An 18,159-nucleotide genomic window follows, 5' to 3' on the forward strand; every position below is an offset into this window, starting at 1 on the left:
TCGACCCGTTGAACTCACAGCCAGAAGCGGACATTTAAAAAATCTGTTTGCTGAACTGCAGACAGTAGTTTTGAGGGCATAACCATGAAGGTGCGTCAAAATCATCAGACCACTTTTAAGTAAATCGACAGAAACAGGTGCCGGAACAAACCGTTCCGCCGCAGTATCGAGATTAAGGCGTATGCGGGGGGCGGCCAGAAATTGTTATTTTTAATGTGGCACAACTGCCATGTCTTGATAATTCTTATATCCACTTTTCGCTATTAATAGGCCCTGATAGCTCGCAATCTCTCACTCTTTTTAAATATTCATTGCTGAGAAAATCCGGATAATTCCTGGAAGCACATCCGATATGAACGCCCATTTACTTTTCGGATTAAATGGAGTGCAAGTCAATGCTCAGGGTCTATAGTAATACATGAGGTTATTATAATTCGTACTAATGGAGGAAATTCTGTGTTATTTCAAAAGAACGAGAAAGGCCATGCCATTATTGGCGAAGCGGCATTTAGCCTAGCGTTGGGTGAAAAAGAGATTAGCATTGGCTCATTGTTCACTCAACTTGGCTACATGGCAAAATCGGAGACTGATAGCGTCAGGTTGAAGCATATCTTTAATGCCAGAGAATGGCTGAAGAGTTTGCAATCAGACGAGGTCGCCGAAAAGCAGGTACCGTATCTGCAGACCCTTATAGGCCTGAACCGAGATCTGAATTAACTATTAAAAAAATGATGCCTTAGGAAGTAATCCGGCTCCGGCCGGGAAACGACGAAGCGAATAACCTCAGCGGTAACGTGAAAACGGGTACCGGCCGGAGAAACTGTCAGGGATGACACTCTCCATATAAACGCATTTATTTGTTAAAAAAGTTTTAGTTAAATTTTGGATAAAAAACTTTTGTAGGTAATGGTCTTTTGGTGACATAACTGTGAAAATCTCACACCAGTTTTATTCGGTATCACACCAGCAAACAACTGGCGAAGTTATCAGATTTCAAATTCCCTCCAGTTTCCGGAGCGGTTTAACCCTCATCGTCAGCCGTTTGTCCTACCACAATTTCAAGACAATTACGAAGCACATCGAGTTGCTCAATGTCAGTTGTGCTTTCGAGTTCTTCAATAAGGCGCAAAATGATTGCCTTATTCGTTACGCGCCCTTTTTCAGCTATGAGTGATTTAACTATGATGCCAATCACTTCTTTTTCTGAGGTAAACTGGTCCCCTGTACTTTCCAGGTACGACTGAAGATCTGATTCGGTAATATTTTGCTGCATACATTTTCCTTATGCGGTTAGTTTACGTAATGATTTCCAGTTCTTTACCGATTAGCCGTGATCAGTGTCGGGTTGTATTATCGTGATCATAACTTTCGATGGATAACGTTGCTGCACTTTTACAACCGTCAATTCGGCTTGATTCACTCTGCGTCTTTTCAGACTTCACGTTTTGAATAGCCCGTAATATTGTACTGACTCGCTCGGGATCCTGTTCTGACTTGAGCATATTCTGAAGCTTTATCAGAATCGCCTTTCGGGAAATCCCGACTTTTTCGCGAAGCAACGAAAATACCGCCTCGCCGATGAGAATGTCACTAAGTTGTTCTTCATCGCTATTATTCATAAGACTCTCTGCCCTGATTGGGCCATGAGGCAATTCAGCCCCGAGCAAAAAGGAGCGCTATCAGTTGATGATAGTGATGTTCTTCTTCAGGCGAGGATGCAAGCTCAAGTCGTGATACAAGTTTTGTGCAGATCGCTTTTCGGTTCAGATTGCGTCCTGAACGAAGTATTTCTACCACTATGCTACCCAGCGTTTCCTGCTGAGAAGGAAGAGATGCACGGCTAAAGTAGGCTGCAATGTCACTTACTGAGTTAGGTATGCCAACGGATTGCTGCATGAATTAACCTCGAATGTCGTTAATAAAATCAGAAAAGTGACACAAACTTATACAGAGTTAGTTACTTTGTACAGCTTTGCATCCTCCATTTAGGAAATATTTAATACCCAATAAATTAAGACACTATAAATCATGATCTTACATGAAGTTACTTAAGTTAGTGTTTTGCATCTTTCTCTTTGATTTTCAGCATAATGAAGGATTACAGCGTCGATAAGAAGCCCACTGCCTGGTAAAAAATTACCCCTGAAAGTGGAAATCCCTTACGCTTCCAGAGGCGATGCAAAGCATCATTCGTTACGTGCGGAGTGTTCCGCCGGGTCAATTTATACGAGAATTAATATAAAGCACGCATTTATTTCTTATGATCACTGTGAGACGAACAGTTATAATGCAAACGGGATAAATGAAACCGCTTCGTTTATTTTAAAGCAGTCTTGTGAAGAAAAAATTCTACAGTATTCACTTCCCATTCTATCAGTGCCAGTCTAATCTAGATAGAAGGAAACGCTGCCAACATAACCTCACCACCTCTTCGTCAATAAGTTTTATGAGGAAAGATTTACATATTAGCATTCACGCAGAGAGTTACTCATCATGAATGAAATCAACATAAATAGTCACGTTAGAAAAATTAGGCGATTAGCCGCAGAGCATCAAGCAGGAACATCTTTATTGGAAATTAAATTACAAGTAGATAATATTATACAATCGATGCGGGATTCTCTTATAAACGATAAAGATTATCAGCTCACAATATGGTCAGCTATGTTGACCGCTTTAGAACAATACATCACTAATATGGCCGACCCGAAATGGCTAGACGTAATCTCCCACGCTCGCAGCAGAGTTAAGAGCAGACGAAATTCGCTTTTAGCTTACAATAAACCTAAGAATGATAAATCGACTAAGACTTTACCGAAAATATTATAGCTCATCTTCAATAAGATCTAACAATATATCAAAAATGAAAGCGTTGTCATGGGTTGGGTCTACTAACAGCGCTCTGCGAGAAAAAATCAAGATCTATTCATAATCTTACAGTTTAAAAATCCGTTTAATAATAATGCAAGGTGACATGATCAAAATCAAATTTTCGATTAATCTCTACTTGCTTGCCTTTGACGTTCTGCTCTGTATTTCGCAAACCATAAACTTTCATATTTCAACACCTGTAACACATATCATGATTTTTTAAATGAAATTACCCCATCCCTAAATCATGTTATTTATATCTATCTCTTCTTAAAAAGAAATGTGATGATTAATGTCTAACTAGTGGCAGAAATGGACATCACCAATGAGCAATAGATGACTGGTCGAAGTAATTTCTCCAAAAACATCATGCCCAAAAAAATAAGTGGTTAATTATATTTAGAGAATTTTTCGAGTGAATTGTTGCTCAGTAATAGTACTGCCCCACTGATCGCCTTCCCACTCTTTCGACAATTCAAATCCGAATGATTCGTACAATCGTCTTGCTGCGATAAGCTTATTAAACGTCCATAATTGTACTGATGCGAACTTCTGCTCATCACAAAAACGCATTGCTTCTGCAATGAGTTTTCTGCCCAGACCACTGCCACGACAGCCATCATCAAGGATGAACCAGCGCAGATGTGCCTCATTATCTCCCAGATCCTCACCGTCAATAGCAACTGAGCCGACTATGCGCTCGTTCACCATCGCCAACCAGATCTGATTACATGGCTTATCTACTCGCGCCGAAAAATCAGCAAGACCTGCGGCAACCTTCGCTTCAAAAAAATTACCGAAGTCATACTCTCTGGCGTAATAGCTGCCATGCATTTCAGTAATGCGGCCAATCATCCCTGCATGATAACCCGAGACTATTTTGAAGCTGTTTTGCACTTCACCAGCAGAGTTTACGCGACAGGCTTTTAACGCAAAGGCATATGAAGAAAGGTGCTTTAATACGGCCTTTTGGGTAAACGGATCGAGTTTGGCGAGTGCTGCGGATACGCGTTGGTCAGCGTAAGTGTTTATGCTCTGTACTGTCTCTCTGCCCTTATCGGTAAGTCTTAGTAGCTTCGTCTTGGCATCGTCTTCGGAAGGGGTTTCTTCAAGTTCTCCAGCCTCGACAAGTTTAGCGAGCATACGACTGATGCTGGACTTCTCCAGCCCCAAAATCTGTACCAGTTGAGCGGCTGTCATTGCTCCATGAGTTTCAACTTCAAGCATAGAGTGCACAGCTGAGGGAGGATAATTAGTTGCAGCTAGATTTTGGTTCATGAAACCCAATTCACGCACCATTAAACGTGAAGCCGCGCGTATGTTTTTATGGTCTGTAGTTCTGAAGTCATTAGCTTAACCCGATAGATTAGTTGCACAACACAACCATTTGTCCGCCGGGCTCGTCAATGATTTACTTCATGTCTGCTGTTCGCTCACATCTGCCATTTGTTTTGCCATAAATCCTCCAATAACTCGGATGAAAAAAAAGCATTAACCTTTTGGCATTGCTTATTGAATTAGCCATCAGACCCAAGCCGCAGGCCCGAAACGCATTCGTTGCGATTCGGCGAAGCTTGCCGGCCAGCCGGTTAGCGCAGTCGGGCTGACGACCTGGTTTACCAGGGAGCCGGAGGGGGCCATCAGGCTGTTAATGCGTTAGCCTTTAAGTGACTGAATACCCGATAAGCAGATATCTTCCCTCAGAGAGTTAAACAGCCACAGGCTGCATAGATAAAATAGAGTAAGAACACTTTCCCGGAAGAAAAAGCACAAGCGAAGGGGAATGACCGGTGCGTCAGCACCGGCTCTCCCCGGCACGTAGTGCCGCACGCCGTTCAGCGCGCCAAAAGAAGGCGGAGTGGCCCCCGCCCTGCTGGAATGTACCTACGATGACTCAGCCTTTAAGGTGTCCACGCTCCGCCAGTGATACCGTCTCGTTACCTGCCACAATAATATGATCGATAACCCTTACCGCCACTAACTCAAGTGCAGTCTTGAGACGTCCCGTAATAGCGATGTCTGCTCCGGATGGCTCCGGCGTGAAGGACGGGTGATTGTGGCTCAGAATGACGGCGGCGGCATTCAGCTGAAGCGCCCGACGAACGACCTCACGAGGATGGACTTCAACACTCGCAATGGATCCTTCAAATATCTCTTCATAGGCAAGCAACTGATGCTGGTTATTCAGAAACGCCACAGCAAACACCTCACGGTCACGCCCCGCAAGCTTTGCCCCAAAAAACTCACCAGCCACTGAAGATGAGTCAAAGGTGGTGCCCGTGGGATAACGATAGTCAATCGCCAGCACCGCTTCGGCCAGGATCTGGGTGTCCGTTGCCATCACGTAATTACCCTGCGTATCGCGCACGTGAAGTCGACTGAAAAAGCGCACGTTATCCGTGACATTTTCCAGTGATGATTCTTCAGATTCTGGAGCCGAGGTGTTGACGTTTTGCTGTGACATGTTGTTTCTCCCGTTCAGTTTCATGTGATGTTTCTCCGAATTCCGTAGCCGTAAGCGCATAACCGGCGCGCGGGAACCAGGCAGAACGCAGGGGTAAACGGCAAGGCCGCAGCCCGGAGGGACCGGGAGTAGCCGTTTAGTGAGCGCCCCTTGCGTGAGGACGCCCGTGTGCCAGGTTTCAGCAAGGCAGAGGACGTCGGGGAACGAAACAGAAAAGAAGGCGATGAACAGGACACAGCCCCGGACGGCACGACGTATCGCCGATCCGGTCCTCAGCGGCCTCGTCAGTATGTGGCCAGTGAACGCGCTGGCGGTCAGCCAGCTACAGGTGTGGAAATTGCCATCAGACTCAAGCCGCAGGCCCGAAACGCCGCCTGTGGCGGTTCGGCGAAGCTTGCCGGCGTTGCCGGTTAGCGCAGTCAGGCTGACGACCCGGCCAACCGGGGAGCCGGAGGGGGCCATAAGTGAAGGACAGTTCATCCTGATTAACGACATGAGGACGCCACTGCAGAAGCCGCTATCCTTAAGGAGGAGGAACAAGCTATGTGCGGACGATTTGCGCAGTACCAGAGCCGGGATGTTTACTTTGATGAGCTCGGCATCGCCGACAGCGACTATGTTCACGACCCGGAACCCATCGGGCGATACAACGTCGCACCCGGCACCAGTGTGCTGTTGCTGGACCAGCGTGATGGCGAGCTAAAACTCGATCCTGTGTACTGGGGTTATGGCCCTGAATGGTGGTATAAACAGCCGCTGCATCGAGCCGCATGTTTAAACCGCTTTGGAACCACGGCCGCGCCGCGGTGTTTTCAGACGGCTGGTAGGAGTGGCAGCGAAGCGGTGACAAAAAGCAGCCTTACTTTATTTACCAGAAAATCCATGAACCGCTCTTCTTCGCGGCGATCGGCAAAACCCCCTATGACGACCCTCACGGGAAAGAAGGCTTTGTGATAGTCACTGCTGCCAGCAACAAAGGCATGGTTGACATCCACGATCGCAGACCGCTGGTGCTGAAGACGTCAGCCGTGAGCGAATGGCTGAGTGAAGACACTTCAACGGAACGTGCGGAGGAAATTGCCAAAGAAGCTGCTCTGCCGGAAAGTGATTTTATATGGCATCCCGTTTCGATAAAGGTTGGCAGCCGCAGAAATCAGGGCGAAGATCTGATTAAAGAAATTGACGCACCTGCCCTTTCATTTCAGCTGTAACTAAATGCAGACATATCGTGCTGACGGACGTATCGCTGTTTATCGACAGATAGAAGTTCGTTGAATGTTTGATACCTACGTCAGCTTGGTGCCAGAAGCAGACGATGCTAAGTCTGCATTCCTTTAACTTTGAGGCAGCTGTTCAAAGTCAGCAATCTGGATACTGAAACGAAAAATGCGCGCCTTTAATGAACCGGGTGGTTCTGTTAATATTGGCTTGTTTACAGGGAGAAACCACATGCGAACACTGACTGAAAAGAAACGAACTGACATCCTGAATGCTGCAACGACAGTCTTTCTCGAGCAGGGGTACGAACGAGCCTCAATGGAAGGAGTGGCCAGAACGGCAGAGTGCTCCAAGGCCACGCTCTATAACTACTTCAGTTCCAAGGAAAGCCTTCTTGACGCCGTCGTCAGGGCCTACGGCACCAACTTTCTGACGCGCGCTGCGGACGATCTTTACAGTCAGGACAGCCGTCATCTCCCCCTGCCTGAGAAGCTGCAGCGATTTGGTGAAGGCATGCTGGGCGCCATGACGTCGGACTGGAAGGGGCTTCAGCTCTACCGCATGGTCATCGGCGAGGCGGGGCATTCCGGCATTGGCGATATTTTCTACGAGTCCGGCGTCCGGGAAAGCATGAACGCCCTGTCGGCGCTGATGGAGCAGCATATTGAAGCTGGTGACCTGCAGCCTGCACGCCCCGACCTGCGTGCGAAACAGTTTTCTGCGCTGGTGAAGGCCGAAGCGGATGAGCTCTTTCTCCGGCACGATATGCCGGTTTACACACGTGGGGATATCGTCGCTATGGTGCAAAGTGCCGTAGACGTTTTCCTGGCTGGCGCGTCACTGCGCTGACAGGGCAACCTCCGCCCTGAAGATTCAGTATATCCACTTGACTGTTTTTAATTCATATATAAACTGGTACGTACAGTTTATATATGGGAGAGGTGCGTTAATGCTTAATCGTTTTTTAGTGGTGGCCGCTGTTGCCGTGGGGTCGCTTGTGCTGAGCGGCTGCGTTTCTTTATTCTGAGGATCTGACATGCGTTTTGTTTACAGTCTCGTGACCGGTATGGCCGTGCTGATGCTTTCCGGGTGTCTTTCCATCGGCAGCCACATCTGAATCTCTCCAGCCCGCCCTCCGGCGGGCCTTTCACCCACGCCGCCTGAGCGGAATCAGAATGACGCCCCTTTCAGCATGAGGACAATCAGGACACTGATGGCCAGAGCTACCAGGGTCTCAGCAATAAGCAGCGTCATCAGCGAGTTCTGGCGAACACCCCAGGCACCTTCGGCATATTTCCGTTCACGGCGGGCCTTAATGCGCCGGATGTGGACGACTTCAGCAATGTTACTGATGACGCGCCACCACATAATCATGACGGTTATGACCAGGGTGCCAAATAAAATCAGGATGCTTATCATGCTCCAGTCCATCCAGGAGACATTCCCGTTAATCTCTGACAGTTTCTCAATCACGTTGAGGCCCTCTTTAAAGTTACCGTTGTAGCGCTATGGCTTACGCTTACGTATAAACTGATCCAGCCAAAGCTGTTCTCACCAGAAGGTGACGTCGTGGAGCGCCCGCAGAAGCAGCGCACACAGCGCGTCAGTGACAAGGCATTCCGCCACGAGGACTACCTGCAGCGGTCCTGATGAGGTCCCCCACACCCTGAGGGCATAGTACCTGGCTCGTCGCTTCCCGAGCCGGCGCAGGCGGTACATCTCCCTGAGGTTGCCGGCGGTTCTTAGCAGGGCGTACGTCAGGGCGGTCAGCATGAAGCCATACACAATCCACTGACGCGGCGGCGTATTTCCCAGCGACTCCGTCACCAGCCAGCCTTCCATCAGGCAAATCCGGCATCAGACGCGCTCAGAATGCCGCCGGCAATAAAGACAAGCGCCAGAATGGCCCTGAGCAGTAATACCTTCATACCCGTGCCTCCGTCCCATATCGGCTCAGAAAATCAGCGGTTCTTCGCCGGACCTCTTTGCGCAGCAGCGCTTTATCCAGCTGAACACCGGGCATAACGCTCCGTAACTCCCAGGTCAGCATCAGGTAGGCGTGTGCCATTTCGCCGGAGGGCCGGCAGCGCAACTCTCCGCGGAGCATTGCCGTATCAATGACGCTCCGGACATAGTCAGCCGCCGGCGTAAAAGCCTCCCGGCGGCGCTGGCTTCCGGCTTCACCGCATTGCTGCAGCGTCAGCATCATTCTTATCAGCCTCCGCCGGACCGTAAAGCCGGAATAGCGGAGCGGCAGACTCCAGGTAAAAACAGCACCTTCTGTTTTCCCCTGAATTACGAATGCGGGCGCGTCTTCCCTCTGCGCCCGGGAAATCACCTGCTGAGGACAGGTCTCGTTTGTGAAGCCTGTCGCTGGAAATCCCGGGTAAATGGAAAACATGCCGCGCTCCTGAGCTGAAATTTACGGACACGAACTGAAACATTTTCTTGACAGGGTCATGATAATCCATATTAACTATACCGTACAGTTCATTATATAAAAAAGTAACCGGAGAAATATTCATGGCCCGTCTTTTCAGAAACCTGTCCCGCGCGCTGATCCTGACCGCCGTCGTTGCCACCGCGGGATGTTCATCCACCTCCCCGGTAAAATATTCCGGCATTGAAACCACATCCCGGATGACCCCCAATACGACTGAGGACAGCGACCGCATCCCTTTCCGCTACACCACTCCGGTTGACTGGAGTAAATACCGGAGCATTATCATCAACCCCGTCGAAATCTACGGCGGCAGCGACGCGCAGTTTAACGACCTGCCTCAGGAGGACAGGCGCAATCTGGCAGACTACATGCAGAAGAAGTTTACCGAAGTGCTGGCGGAGAAGTTTACTGTTAATACCCATGCCGGAAGAGCCCCTTGCCTCCGTCTTAAGCTGACGCTCACCGGAGCGGACACCACGCCTCAGGTTGTGGGCACCTTCACAAAATTCGACCTCGCCGGCGGACCTTATAACATCGTTCAGTCAGTGCGCGGCGGCCGCGGCCTGATGAGCGGGTACGTTAACTATGCCGTGGAGGTAAAAGATGCCGCGACCGGCGAGCTGCTGCTGGCCTACGTGGCGGAGCAGTATCCTAACGCCATGAACGTGGGTGCAACGTTTGGCTCAATGAGCGCGGCAGAGACCGGAGTGGACAAAGGCGCAGAGCAGCTGCTGGAAAAATTGCGTTAAGGCGATAATAAGAACATCACGGCCTGTGAGCAGAGGGCCCTGCCAGTGTATCTATCGCTGCACTGGCAGGATATGGATAAGGATAGCGTTGCATCGACCCGTTGAACTCACAGCTCATAGCAGACCTTGCTACGCGCGCATGTCCGCCCTGTGCCAGATATAGTCATTCGAACCCTGAGAGTTACACTTTTAACTGATTCAGGGTATGCGCTTACTGGTTACGAATATTGTGCCAAAATCATGTAATTTGATGATTGCCGCTTTTCTTTCGAACCAGTAAGTGCTCCACGTTCGCTAACGAATACTCAGGGCATGCAGAGAAACTGCTGACTATATTTCTTTCGAAGAGCGTGGAATGCATACCAATCCCCCGTAAAAAGGAGTTGGTGATGACTGCTATAGATCAGTTTGCTGCTCATGTTGGTCTGGACTGGGCGGATAAAAAACACGATGTCTGCGTTCAGTTTAAAAACGGTAAGCGCACATTCCATGTGATTAACCATACGCCGGAAGCACTTGATACCTGGCTCAATGAGTTGCACCTGAAGGTTAAAGGCCGGATCGCTGTCGCCCTTGAACTGAAGAAAGGCCCGCTCGTGTATGCTCTCCAGAAGTACCCATTTGTTACCGTCTTTCCTGTACACTCGTTATCATTGGCCCGCTATCGGCAGACCTTCTGGCCAAGTGGTGCGAAGGATGATCCTCAGGATGCCGAGTTGGCGTTAGATCTGATGCTACGCTATCCCCAAAAGATTAAAGCCATCGAACCCGACAATGCTGATATCCGTTTACTTCTACAACTAGTCGAGCAGCGTAGGCTGCTGGTAGAAGACAAACGCCGCTTCGTTAATCGGCTCATTAACACGCTTAAGCAGTATTATCCTCAACCCCTGGAATGGTTCTCGCATCGGGACAGTTCATTGTTCTGTGAGCTCATAATCCGCTGGCCAAGCCTGCAACAGCTCAAACGTGCCCGGAGTGATACCGTCCGTCATTTTATGAACGCAAGAGGTGGTCCCGCTGTTGCGTATACAGAACAGCGGGTTACAAGCATTGCCAACGCGATTCCCCTGACCACTGATAAAAGTGTTATCGAGGCGAACGCGCTAATGGCAACAGCTCTTGCATCACAAATCAAACTTGTAAGTGAACTTATCAGAACCTACGACGAACGAATCGAATCGTTATTCGATACGCTTCCGGATGCAGAGCTGTTCAAATCACTACCGGGCATGGGGCCGTGTATGGGCCCACGTATGCTTGCCGCACTGGGTGATAACCGCGACCGCTTCAACAGCGCTGAGTAAATTCAAAACTACGCAGGTATTGCCCCGGTGACTGAACGGAGTGGCCAGAAATCCTGGGTTCACTGGCGATGGCAGTGTGCCAAGTTCGTCAGGCAAACCTTTGTCGAATGGGCTGCCAAGACGGTTAACTCATCATACTGGGCCAAGCTGTATTATCAGGGGATGCGAGAAAAAGGAAAATCTCATCAATCAGCGATCCGAGCTCTGGCATTCAAATGGATAAGGATTATTTACCGCTGCTGGAAGACCAGAACCCGTTATGACGAAGCGAAATATTTGCTGGCACTGGAAGCGCGAAAATCGCCCTTACTAATGCCGTAGAAAGCTTGTCGAATGTCTCAGGGCGTGAAGCGGACATTTCAAGCAGAATACGTACATCAATTGTTGAGGGGCTATTGATAATTTATCAGCTATTACCCTGATACTGCTTTTTGCTACCAGCGCTCTAGATATCTATCCCCCCTTAGCGTCAACTTGTTGTGAACTTTCGCCGGGATGCAGTGAAATCCCCCTCAACTCGCTTTCATGCATAGTCATGCAACTGTTCAAAATTGATCAGGTGCGTTTGGTGGTTTCAGCCCGGGTTTAGGGCGTCTTTTACGGCGCACGCGGCAGAATGCGAATGAGCATTTTTCATGCGGTGCATGAAATGAGGATGTATGGTAAATACTCATGTTTCACATTTTTTAAAATTCAAAAAAATATGATTGTGATCAAAAGTATTTTTCATGCTTCCTTTAACCTGCTTGCAAATTCTATCTCCATTTGAAAGCCATGAGAAAAACTACGATTTTAGCGTTATGTCTGGTAATGACAGGCTGTGCTGCGCGTGATGATCAGGGTCAGATTATCCATAATGCTGATGGAAGCGAGAAAATCAGCTTCTGGAGAACAACAGGGCTTGTTATTGGTGCGCCACTACTTATCTTGGGTGTTGTTGCGGCAGCACAGTCTGGTGGTGGCGGTTCATCCTACTCGCCTCGTAAGCAAAATAACTATTCTGGTAACTGTCAGCATGATGATGATATTGCAGCTGATGGTTCTAGGTGTGGTTTGAGATCTGCTGATTCACGACCAGGAGGTTATTAAATGAAAAAAATACTTTTCATATTATTTATTGTCTTTTTTTCTACTGCAAATGCAGCAGAGCAGCATTACATAAGAAGTAACGATGCAAATGGTGAAGTGCTTATTCTGGATGATGGGTCTGTATGGCAGGTTGCTGGATACGATACCATCACAAGTCAGTTGTGGTTAGAGTTGTCTGATGTAGTGATAAATGATGATGAAGATAAGATGATTAACATTGACGACAACGAGTCTGTTGATGTTCAACGCGTACGTTAATCCCATCGTATGCGTTTAGCCCGTGCAGTGACTCAGTCTGCCCACTGCTCTAGCTTGTAAGTATCCCTTTAATCCGAACCATTCACTTCTAGGGTTCTTCCTATAAACTGATTGCGTGTGAGGCTAACATCCGCTAATCGCTCAAAGCCGACTGACATGCCTCAACACCTTATCACTGCTTTTACCTGGCTGGACGACATTGCCTGAAGTCGTTTTGGGTAACGTCGTCAGCAGGCAAGCCGCGCAGTGGTGCGACAGCAGAATTTAATAGTTATAATATACTAAAACAGGCGCAGGATTAGGCCGGCGAACCGGCCTGAGGCATTATCAGATGGCGCAATAAACGCGCGCTTCACGTGGCGTGTAGATACCAAACGTCACTACGCTCAGTAAGCCATTAACAAACGTCTGCTGCACTTCAACCCGGTTAACTTTTTCCTGGCCGCCGCACACCTGCGCCGCATCAATTGTCTTACGCTGACCGATTCCTGAAACAAAGAACGGCTGGCTGGTGGTTTTCGTTGCCGCGCCAACTTGATTCTGTTTCATTACGAAAGTCTGCTGCGCACAGCCGGTTAAACTCAGAGCCAACAACGCCGCAACACAAAGCTTGTTCATAAATATCCTTATCGCCTGAAATGAAAAAATAAATGCTGAGTGAAATCATCACTTAGCCAGCAATCAGGTTATCGACAACGAAAGCGGAAACATGAGAAAAATTTTTAAGTACGCCTGACGGATACGTTTTGCAGAATAGTACAGCAATAAAAAAAGCCCCTGCACAGCAGGGGCTTTTTATGTTTACCGCAGCGTTTCCGCTTAGCGAGTCAAATCGTCGAAGAACTTTATGACACAATGGAGAAAGCTTTTTTAATGCGGACTATTCTTCTCGGCCGCCGCACCACCAAAGCCCTGTTCCAGCTCACGCAGCAGCGACTTATGCTTCTCGCTCATAGCGGACTTTAAATCCAGTTAGTCCGCTTCGTGCCAACAGCGGACGTTGCTAACATCGGAATGTACTAATCTGCGGAGAGCAGGCCAATACCTCCCTGTTAATTCATTCGTAATGACCAGTCGTTGTGAAGCATCCTCCTTTTCGCCTCATTTGAGGGTAAGGTCCGCAACGATCTTACCCGGTGGATGGCCGGTACGGTTGCGCTCAATCGCTAGGGGCAAATCGCCGAGACTAATCACCTCTGCAATTGTTGAACGCAATGTGCCTGCGGCGACCTGCTGAGCAATTGAGGCCAGGCGTGCAGTGTCCGGCTTGTTAGACAAAAAGACGCCACGGCGGCCTAGCGGTGCGCGAGCGATTACGTCCGGAGCAGCAATGCTTACCAAAAGTCCGCCTGGTGCCAGCAGGTCCCAGCACGGGTCCAGAGCCTTGCCTCCGACCAGATCGACCACCAGGTCGATCTGGTCTGCAAGATTTTCCAGGGTTTGCTGGCGATAATCTGTAACATCATCTGCACCCAGAGCTTGCACATGCTGAAGGCTAGTGGTCGATGCCGTAGCATGGACAGTTGCACCGGCCATCTTCGCGAACTGAACCGCAAAGCCACCCACACCGCCAGCCGCGCCCTGAATCAACACTCGCTTTCCAGACAGATCGAAATCCGCTGCCTGAATGACATGCCAGGCCGTCATTGCAGCTACAGGAATGGCGGCAGCCTGGACGTCGGACAGCCCTGCCGGCGTCAGGACGAGCTTCTCGGCATCAATGACCAGAAAGTCGGTGTAGGCTCCGACGCCACCGAGGGCCGCCATAACACGATCCCCTGGCTTCACGTTCGTGACGTCGTGGCCAGTTCGAATCACGACGCCAGCCATTTCAATGCCAAGCGTCGCAGGCAGGGTGAGCTTGAAGCGCTCGCGCAGGTGGCCTTCACGGATTTTCCAGTCGATGCCGTTTACCGCGGCGGCCTTGATCGATACCAATACCTCGCCCGGTCCCGGCTCGGGTGAGGAAACGTGATCAACCTTGAGAGCTTCAGGTCCGCCGTAAGCGTGCAGCCTTAAGGCACGGCCCTTGGCCTGCTGTTCGTTAGTATTGCCCCTGTCAGGGGTTGGTGAATGGTTCATACCTGTCTCCTCCTAGCGAGACGCCGCCGCTGAGGGCGGTCCCGCTATCGCGTGCCGTTTTTCTCAAATGATGGCGCAACGTCGCGTCATCATTGCATTGCCACCCCATCCCTACGTCTTAGGGAATAAGCTGCTGATTTCGTGCCCATCGTGTGATCGCATCGCGCGCTGTCGGAGCGGGTCCGAAGAAGTCCTCGTGCCTGGAGATGTCCGAGACATAGAGCCCCGTTCTGAAGAACAGGAACATCTGGATCAGATCATACCCGAGTTCGGAAAACAGCTTGACCGGCCGTGCGGCCACCCGAATCATCCACCAGGGAATGATCTGGATCTTCAGACGTTTATTGATGACATCAGAGATGATATCGGCCAGCTCCTGCTGGTTTTTAGGACCGTCACTCCAGCCAACATCGATCGTCTGGTTGACGATTTCGGCGCCAGGATAGATCGCCGCCTTCGTAAGATAGGAGGCAAGGTCATCCGTCAGCACGTAGGACCACCTTGTGGTCTTGTCGCCCATCCCCTGGAATTTCCCACCTTTCACGGCCTTTGCGATAAAGTCTGTGCTCTGGTCGAGAAACGAGGGTGCCCGGACAAAGACGTATGGCACGCCGGACTTTTTGATCAGATCTTCAGCCACTTTCTTGGCGTGGAAATGAGGCACAGCGGACGCGGCTTTGCAACTCACGATGCTGAGAAAAACAAATCTGCTCACTTTCGCCCGCGCGGCGGCCTCGATGAGGTTTTTGTTGCCCTGAAAGTCGGTATCGAGGCTGCCCTTCATGTAACTGTTTGCCGAGCTGACGACGACGTCAACGCCCTGCAATGCCCGATCCAGCGACGCCGGATCCATCATATCGCCGCGAACCCATTCGATGTCGGCGTCCCCACCTGAGGGGGCGCCCTTTCGCGACATGGCAACGACGGCCGCGCTTTTCTCAAGCGCGAGGTTGTGCAGAATCTTTGCGCCGAGGAAACCTGTTGCGCCGACGACCAGGACTTTCTTTCTCGCCGGCGTGAGGGTATCCGCGACGGTCGCAAGTTGCGGTGATTGAGCCATTATCTAATATCCTTTCATGAGCGGGTAGGGTTCAGAGGTTGAGGGCAGGGTAGTCGGTATAGCCCTCTGCTGTGCCGCCGTAGTATGTTTTGGGGTCCGCAGCGTTCATCCCCGCGTTCGTCTTAAGTCGCGCGACGAAGTCAGGATTGGCCAGGACTAGCTGACCATAGGCTTCCAGATCGGCCAGTCCCGACGCCACATCGGTGCCAATCTGCTCACGCGGACGACCAGGGCGATTGACGATCAATGATTGATGCCAGAGCTGGCGGATATCAGTGAGCAGCGCTTCGTTGCCCTGGTGCATGATGTGCAGATAGGCAAGACCGAGCTTGTCGAGTTCGGCAACGAGGTAACGATAGAGCTCCGACCCTTCCGAACCTTCATCAATTCCCCATATCGTCGTACCGGGAGACAGGCGAATCGCAGTGCGGTCCGCGCCGATTTCCTCGGCAATCGCTGAGGCCACTTCGATGGCAAAGCGGGCACGGTTCTCGATAGAGCCGCCGTACTCGTCCGTGCGCGTGTTGGCGCTTGGCGCGAAGAACTGTTGGACGAGATAAGCGTTAGCGCCATGAATCTCGATACCATCAGCACCGGCTTCAATCGCAGAGCGCGCCGCATTGCGGAAATCGGCGACGGTCTGGCGCACCTCTTCGGTCGTCAACGCGCGCGGTGTGGGGATGTCCTGCATCCCTGTCATGGTAAACATGCCCGCACCCGGCGCGATTGCGGAGGGTGCCACGCCCTGGCGATGGTGCGGAGTGTTGTCGGGGTGGTTCATGCGCCCGGCATGCATGAGCTGGATGAAGATTTTTCCGCCCTTGTCGTGGACGGCAGATGTGATCTTCCGCCAGCCGGCGACATGTTCGGGTGCATAGATGCCCGGTGTCATCAGGTAGCCCTGGCCGTCATCGGAGGGCTGGGTGCCTTCAGTCACGATCAGGCCGAGGCTGGCGCGCTGTTCATAATATTCGGTGGATAGCTCCCCGGGTGTACCGTCGAAGGCTGCCCGGCTGCGGGTCATGGGCGCCATGACTAGCCGGTTGGTCAGTGTATAGCGTCCTACATGGACAGGTGCGAATACTGGATTCATTTGAGTTCTCCATACGTTGACGTCTCTATCCACTATCCACCATTCCGATTTCGGGATAAATACCCTATAGTTGAAATCAGTATTTCATATATGGGGCAATAAGATGGACCATTTGAATGACATGGCGCTGTTCGTGGAGGTCGCGAGGGTCAGGAGTTTTCGGAGGGCCGCGGAGGCACTGGGCATTCCTAACTCCACCCTATCACGCCGGATCAGTGAGTTGGAAAAGGCGATTGGTTTGAGGCTCCTGCATCGCACAACGCGCAAGATCGAGCTAACAGAGGCGGGCCAGCTTTACTATGCGCGAAGCAAACATATCGTCGACGAGGCCCGGCTGGTGCATGAGCAGCTCGGCGAGATGCTTGAGCAGCCGAGCGGGATCTTGCGGGTTTCGCTGCCTGTAGATTTCGCCACGCTTTATCTCGCACCGATCATCGTCGATTTCGCCGGACACTATCCCGGCATCACGTTCGAATTCGACCTGACTCCGCGGCGTGTCGATCTGGTTAGCGAACCGTTCGATGTAGCGATCCGCATGGGCAAACTGGAAGAGTCGGGTTTGATCGCTCGCCTTATCGGTCGGCATTCGCGCCAACTCTATGCGTCTCCCGGTTATATCGAAGCGTCAGGCGAACCTGCTGCACCGGCGGATCTGGCAGCGCATGAATGCATCTGTATGACGAAGGTCTCGACCTGGAACTTGCAGCAAAGGATGAACAAGGTAGAGGTCGAGGTGGCCGTTCGCGGCAGGTTCACGCTCAACAGCGTCGGGATGATCCGCACTCTCGCCCTCAAACATCAAGGTATCGCACTGCTTCCCGAGAAGATTGTCGCCGATGATCTGGTTTCCGGCCGGCTCCTGCGCGTTCTTCCAGAGTGGAAAGGGTCAGCCGTCAGCATTTACGCCGTCACCGAAACGCGACTTACGCCGGCCAAGACCCAGCGCTTTATTGAGTTTCTGTCTTCAAAACTAATGGAAACCTGAGGAGCTATTATTGAGGTCCGCCTGTAAAACGGAAAAACTCACTACCCTAAGACTGTATTTTGTATAGACCATTTCAATACTGGACAGTAAATGATGGTGGGAAGTGGACCTCATTTGACTCGTTATCGAACACTATGAGTTGGAGCGTTTAAGTATAAATATGACTGGCGTTTCCTGCGTGACTTTAGGTCCGCTTCTCGCTCAAAACGGAAGAAGCCCAGCGAGTGTGGGCTGTTCGGTGTTATTGGCGTTTTACCGAACGTGATCAGACGGGTAAGCATCAGTCCGCTGTGTGCCAAGAGCTGACGTTTCGCACATCCAGCTTCAGACCGAAACGCTCTGCATGCCTTAAAATTAAGGTAAAAGATCGTTCATATGGAGGAAATCTATTTTATTCTAAATGCTCTATCAGGAGTGCTGGAGATACTTTAAACGGAGCCTTAAATGCGTCTTTTCCATTTCAGCGATAGCCCTGATATCACTTTATTCAAACCTCGCCAGTTAAGAGTTCATGTTGATCTGTAGTGGCACACTGAATTT

Annotated in this window: 20 protein-coding genes and 2 pseudogenes; 10 read left to right on the forward strand and 12 right to left on the reverse strand. The window is 50.4% G+C overall.

The window, feature by feature from the left end:
- The first annotated feature begins 456 nt into the window (after nt 1–456).
- Entirely contained in the window at nt 457–717 is a 261-nt protein-coding gene (locus tag HX773_RS24315) for a hypothetical protein (protein WP_176973636.1), read from the forward strand.
- Between the two features lie 304 nt (nt 718–1,021).
- Here the strand turns inward: HX773_RS24315 and HX773_RS24320 are convergent, their stop codons facing one another.
- From HX773_RS24320 to ycgZ, 3 genes are all read right to left on the reverse strand, one after another.
- Nucleotides 1,022–1,273, reverse strand: a complete 252-nt coding sequence (locus tag HX773_RS24320; RefSeq protein WP_176973637.1) for a biofilm development regulator YmgB/AriR family protein — start codon at nt 1,271–1,273, stop codon at nt 1,022–1,024.
- 61 nt (nt 1,274–1,334) lie between these two features.
- Nucleotides 1,335–1,619, reverse strand: a complete 285-nt coding sequence (locus HX773_RS24325) for a hypothetical protein (protein ID WP_176973638.1) — start codon at nt 1,617–1,619, stop codon at nt 1,335–1,337.
- Nucleotides 1,620–1,653: 34 nt separating this feature from the next.
- Nucleotides 1,654–1,896, reverse strand: a complete 243-nt coding sequence (ycgZ, locus tag HX773_RS24330) for a regulatory protein YcgZ (protein WP_176973639.1) — start codon at nt 1,894–1,896, stop codon at nt 1,654–1,656.
- Nucleotides 1,897–2,493: 597 nt separating this feature from the next.
- Between ycgZ and HX773_RS24335 the strand changes: the two genes are divergently transcribed.
- On the forward strand, nt 2,494–2,829 hold the full coding sequence (locus tag HX773_RS24335) for a hypothetical protein (protein WP_176973640.1): 336 nt from the start codon (nt 2,494–2,496) through the stop codon (nt 2,827–2,829).
- A 441-nt stretch (nt 2,830–3,270) separates the two neighbouring features.
- On the opposite strand, the gene HX773_RS24340 is transcribed toward HX773_RS24335, so the two are convergent.
- Nucleotides 3,271–4,170: a bifunctional helix-turn-helix transcriptional regulator/GNAT family N-acetyltransferase gene (locus HX773_RS24340; RefSeq protein WP_176973641.1), complete on the reverse strand. Its 900-nt coding sequence runs from the start codon at nt 4,168–4,170 to the stop codon at nt 3,271–3,273.
- Nucleotides 4,171–4,765: 595 nt separating this feature from the next.
- The gene (locus tag HX773_RS24345; protein ID WP_176973642.1) at nt 4,766–5,335 is read right to left on the reverse strand and encodes a JAB domain-containing protein; all 570 of its coding nucleotides are present in this window, start codon (nt 5,333–5,335) and stop codon (nt 4,766–4,768) included.
- Nucleotides 5,336–5,878: 543 nt separating this feature from the next.
- Between HX773_RS24345 and HX773_RS26205 the strand changes: the two genes are divergently transcribed.
- From HX773_RS26205 to HX773_RS24355, 3 genes are all read left to right on the forward strand, one after another.
- Entirely contained in the window at nt 5,879–6,289 is a 411-nt protein-coding gene (locus HX773_RS26205; RefSeq protein ID WP_370463635.1) for an SOS response-associated peptidase family protein, read from the forward strand.
- A complete protein-coding gene (locus HX773_RS26210; RefSeq protein ID WP_370463637.1) occupies nt 6,214–6,546 on the forward strand; it encodes an SOS response-associated peptidase family protein in 333 nt (110 codons plus the stop codon). The genes HX773_RS26205 and HX773_RS26210 overlap by 76 nt, the downstream gene beginning before the upstream one ends.
- A gap of 238 nt (nt 6,547–6,784) precedes the next feature.
- Nucleotides 6,785–7,402 carry a TetR/AcrR family transcriptional regulator gene (locus HX773_RS24355; RefSeq protein ID WP_176973643.1) on the forward strand — a complete coding sequence of 206 codons (618 nt, stop codon included), beginning with the start codon at nt 6,785–6,787 and terminating at the stop codon, nt 7,400–7,402.
- A gap of 321 nt (nt 7,403–7,723) precedes the next feature.
- On the opposite strand, the gene HX773_RS24360 is transcribed toward HX773_RS24355, so the two are convergent.
- The 3 genes from HX773_RS24360 to HX773_RS24370 all read right to left on the reverse strand — a co-directional run bounded on the left by HX773_RS24360 (nt 7,724) and on the right by HX773_RS24370 (nt 8,954).
- Nucleotides 7,724–8,026: a hypothetical protein gene (locus tag HX773_RS24360; protein ID WP_370463636.1), complete on the reverse strand. Its 303-nt coding sequence runs from the start codon at nt 8,024–8,026 to the stop codon at nt 7,724–7,726.
- Between the two features lie 78 nt (nt 8,027–8,104).
- On the reverse strand, nt 8,105–8,395 hold the full coding sequence (locus HX773_RS24365) for a hypothetical protein (RefSeq protein ID WP_176973644.1): 291 nt from the start codon (nt 8,393–8,395) through the stop codon (nt 8,105–8,107).
- Between the two features lie 82 nt (nt 8,396–8,477).
- On the reverse strand, nt 8,478–8,954 hold the full coding sequence (locus HX773_RS24370) for a hypothetical protein (RefSeq protein WP_255433314.1): 477 nt from the start codon (nt 8,952–8,954) through the stop codon (nt 8,478–8,480).
- A gap of 122 nt (nt 8,955–9,076) precedes the next feature.
- Between HX773_RS24370 and HX773_RS24375 the strand changes: the two genes are divergently transcribed.
- The 4 genes and pseudogenes from HX773_RS24375 to HX773_RS24390 all read left to right on the forward strand — a co-directional run bounded on the left by HX773_RS24375 (nt 9,077) and on the right by HX773_RS24390 (nt 12,399).
- A complete protein-coding gene (locus HX773_RS24375) occupies nt 9,077–9,745 on the forward strand; it encodes a DUF3313 domain-containing protein (protein ID WP_176973645.1) in 669 nt (222 codons plus the stop codon).
- A 389-nt stretch (nt 9,746–10,134) separates the two neighbouring features.
- A pseudogene (locus HX773_RS24380) lies at nt 10,135–11,373 on the forward strand (IS110 family transposase).
- Nucleotides 11,374–12,048: 675 nt separating this feature from the next.
- Nucleotides 12,049–12,141: pseudogene (locus tag HX773_RS26215) on the forward strand (transmembrane anchored protein); the annotation flags it as partial.
- On the forward strand, nt 12,142–12,399 hold the full coding sequence (locus HX773_RS24390; protein ID WP_176973646.1) for a hypothetical protein: 258 nt from the start codon (nt 12,142–12,144) through the stop codon (nt 12,397–12,399). It abuts the pseudogene before it with no gap.
- Nucleotides 12,400–12,726: 327 nt separating this feature from the next.
- Here the strand turns inward: HX773_RS24390 and HX773_RS24395 are convergent, their stop codons facing one another.
- From HX773_RS24395 to HX773_RS24410, 4 genes are all read right to left on the reverse strand, one after another.
- A complete protein-coding gene (locus HX773_RS24395; protein WP_176973647.1) occupies nt 12,727–13,017 on the reverse strand; it encodes a Bor family protein in 291 nt (96 codons plus the stop codon).
- 483 nt (nt 13,018–13,500) lie between these two features.
- Nucleotides 13,501–14,481: an NADP-dependent oxidoreductase gene (locus tag HX773_RS24400; protein ID WP_176973648.1), complete on the reverse strand. Its 981-nt coding sequence runs from the start codon at nt 14,479–14,481 to the stop codon at nt 13,501–13,503.
- Between the two features lie 118 nt (nt 14,482–14,599).
- The gene (locus HX773_RS24405; RefSeq protein WP_039491044.1) at nt 14,600–15,541 is read right to left on the reverse strand and encodes an SDR family oxidoreductase; all 942 of its coding nucleotides are present in this window, start codon (nt 15,539–15,541) and stop codon (nt 14,600–14,602) included.
- Nucleotides 15,542–15,572: 31 nt separating this feature from the next.
- Nucleotides 15,573–16,634 carry an alkene reductase gene (locus HX773_RS24410; RefSeq protein ID WP_039491046.1) on the reverse strand — a complete coding sequence of 354 codons (1,062 nt, stop codon included), beginning with the start codon at nt 16,632–16,634 and terminating at the stop codon, nt 15,573–15,575.
- Between the two features lie 103 nt (nt 16,635–16,737).
- Between HX773_RS24410 and HX773_RS24415 the strand changes: the two genes are divergently transcribed.
- Nucleotides 16,738–17,619 carry a LysR family transcriptional regulator gene (locus tag HX773_RS24415; RefSeq protein ID WP_039491047.1) on the forward strand — a complete coding sequence of 294 codons (882 nt, stop codon included), beginning with the start codon at nt 16,738–16,740 and terminating at the stop codon, nt 17,617–17,619.
- Nucleotides 17,620–18,159: the final 540 nt, after the last annotated feature.

Origin of the sequence: Pantoea sp. B9002, from assembly GCF_013385945.1 — a bacterium.
Lineage (GTDB): Bacteria > Pseudomonadota > Gammaproteobacteria > Enterobacterales > Enterobacteriaceae > Pantoea.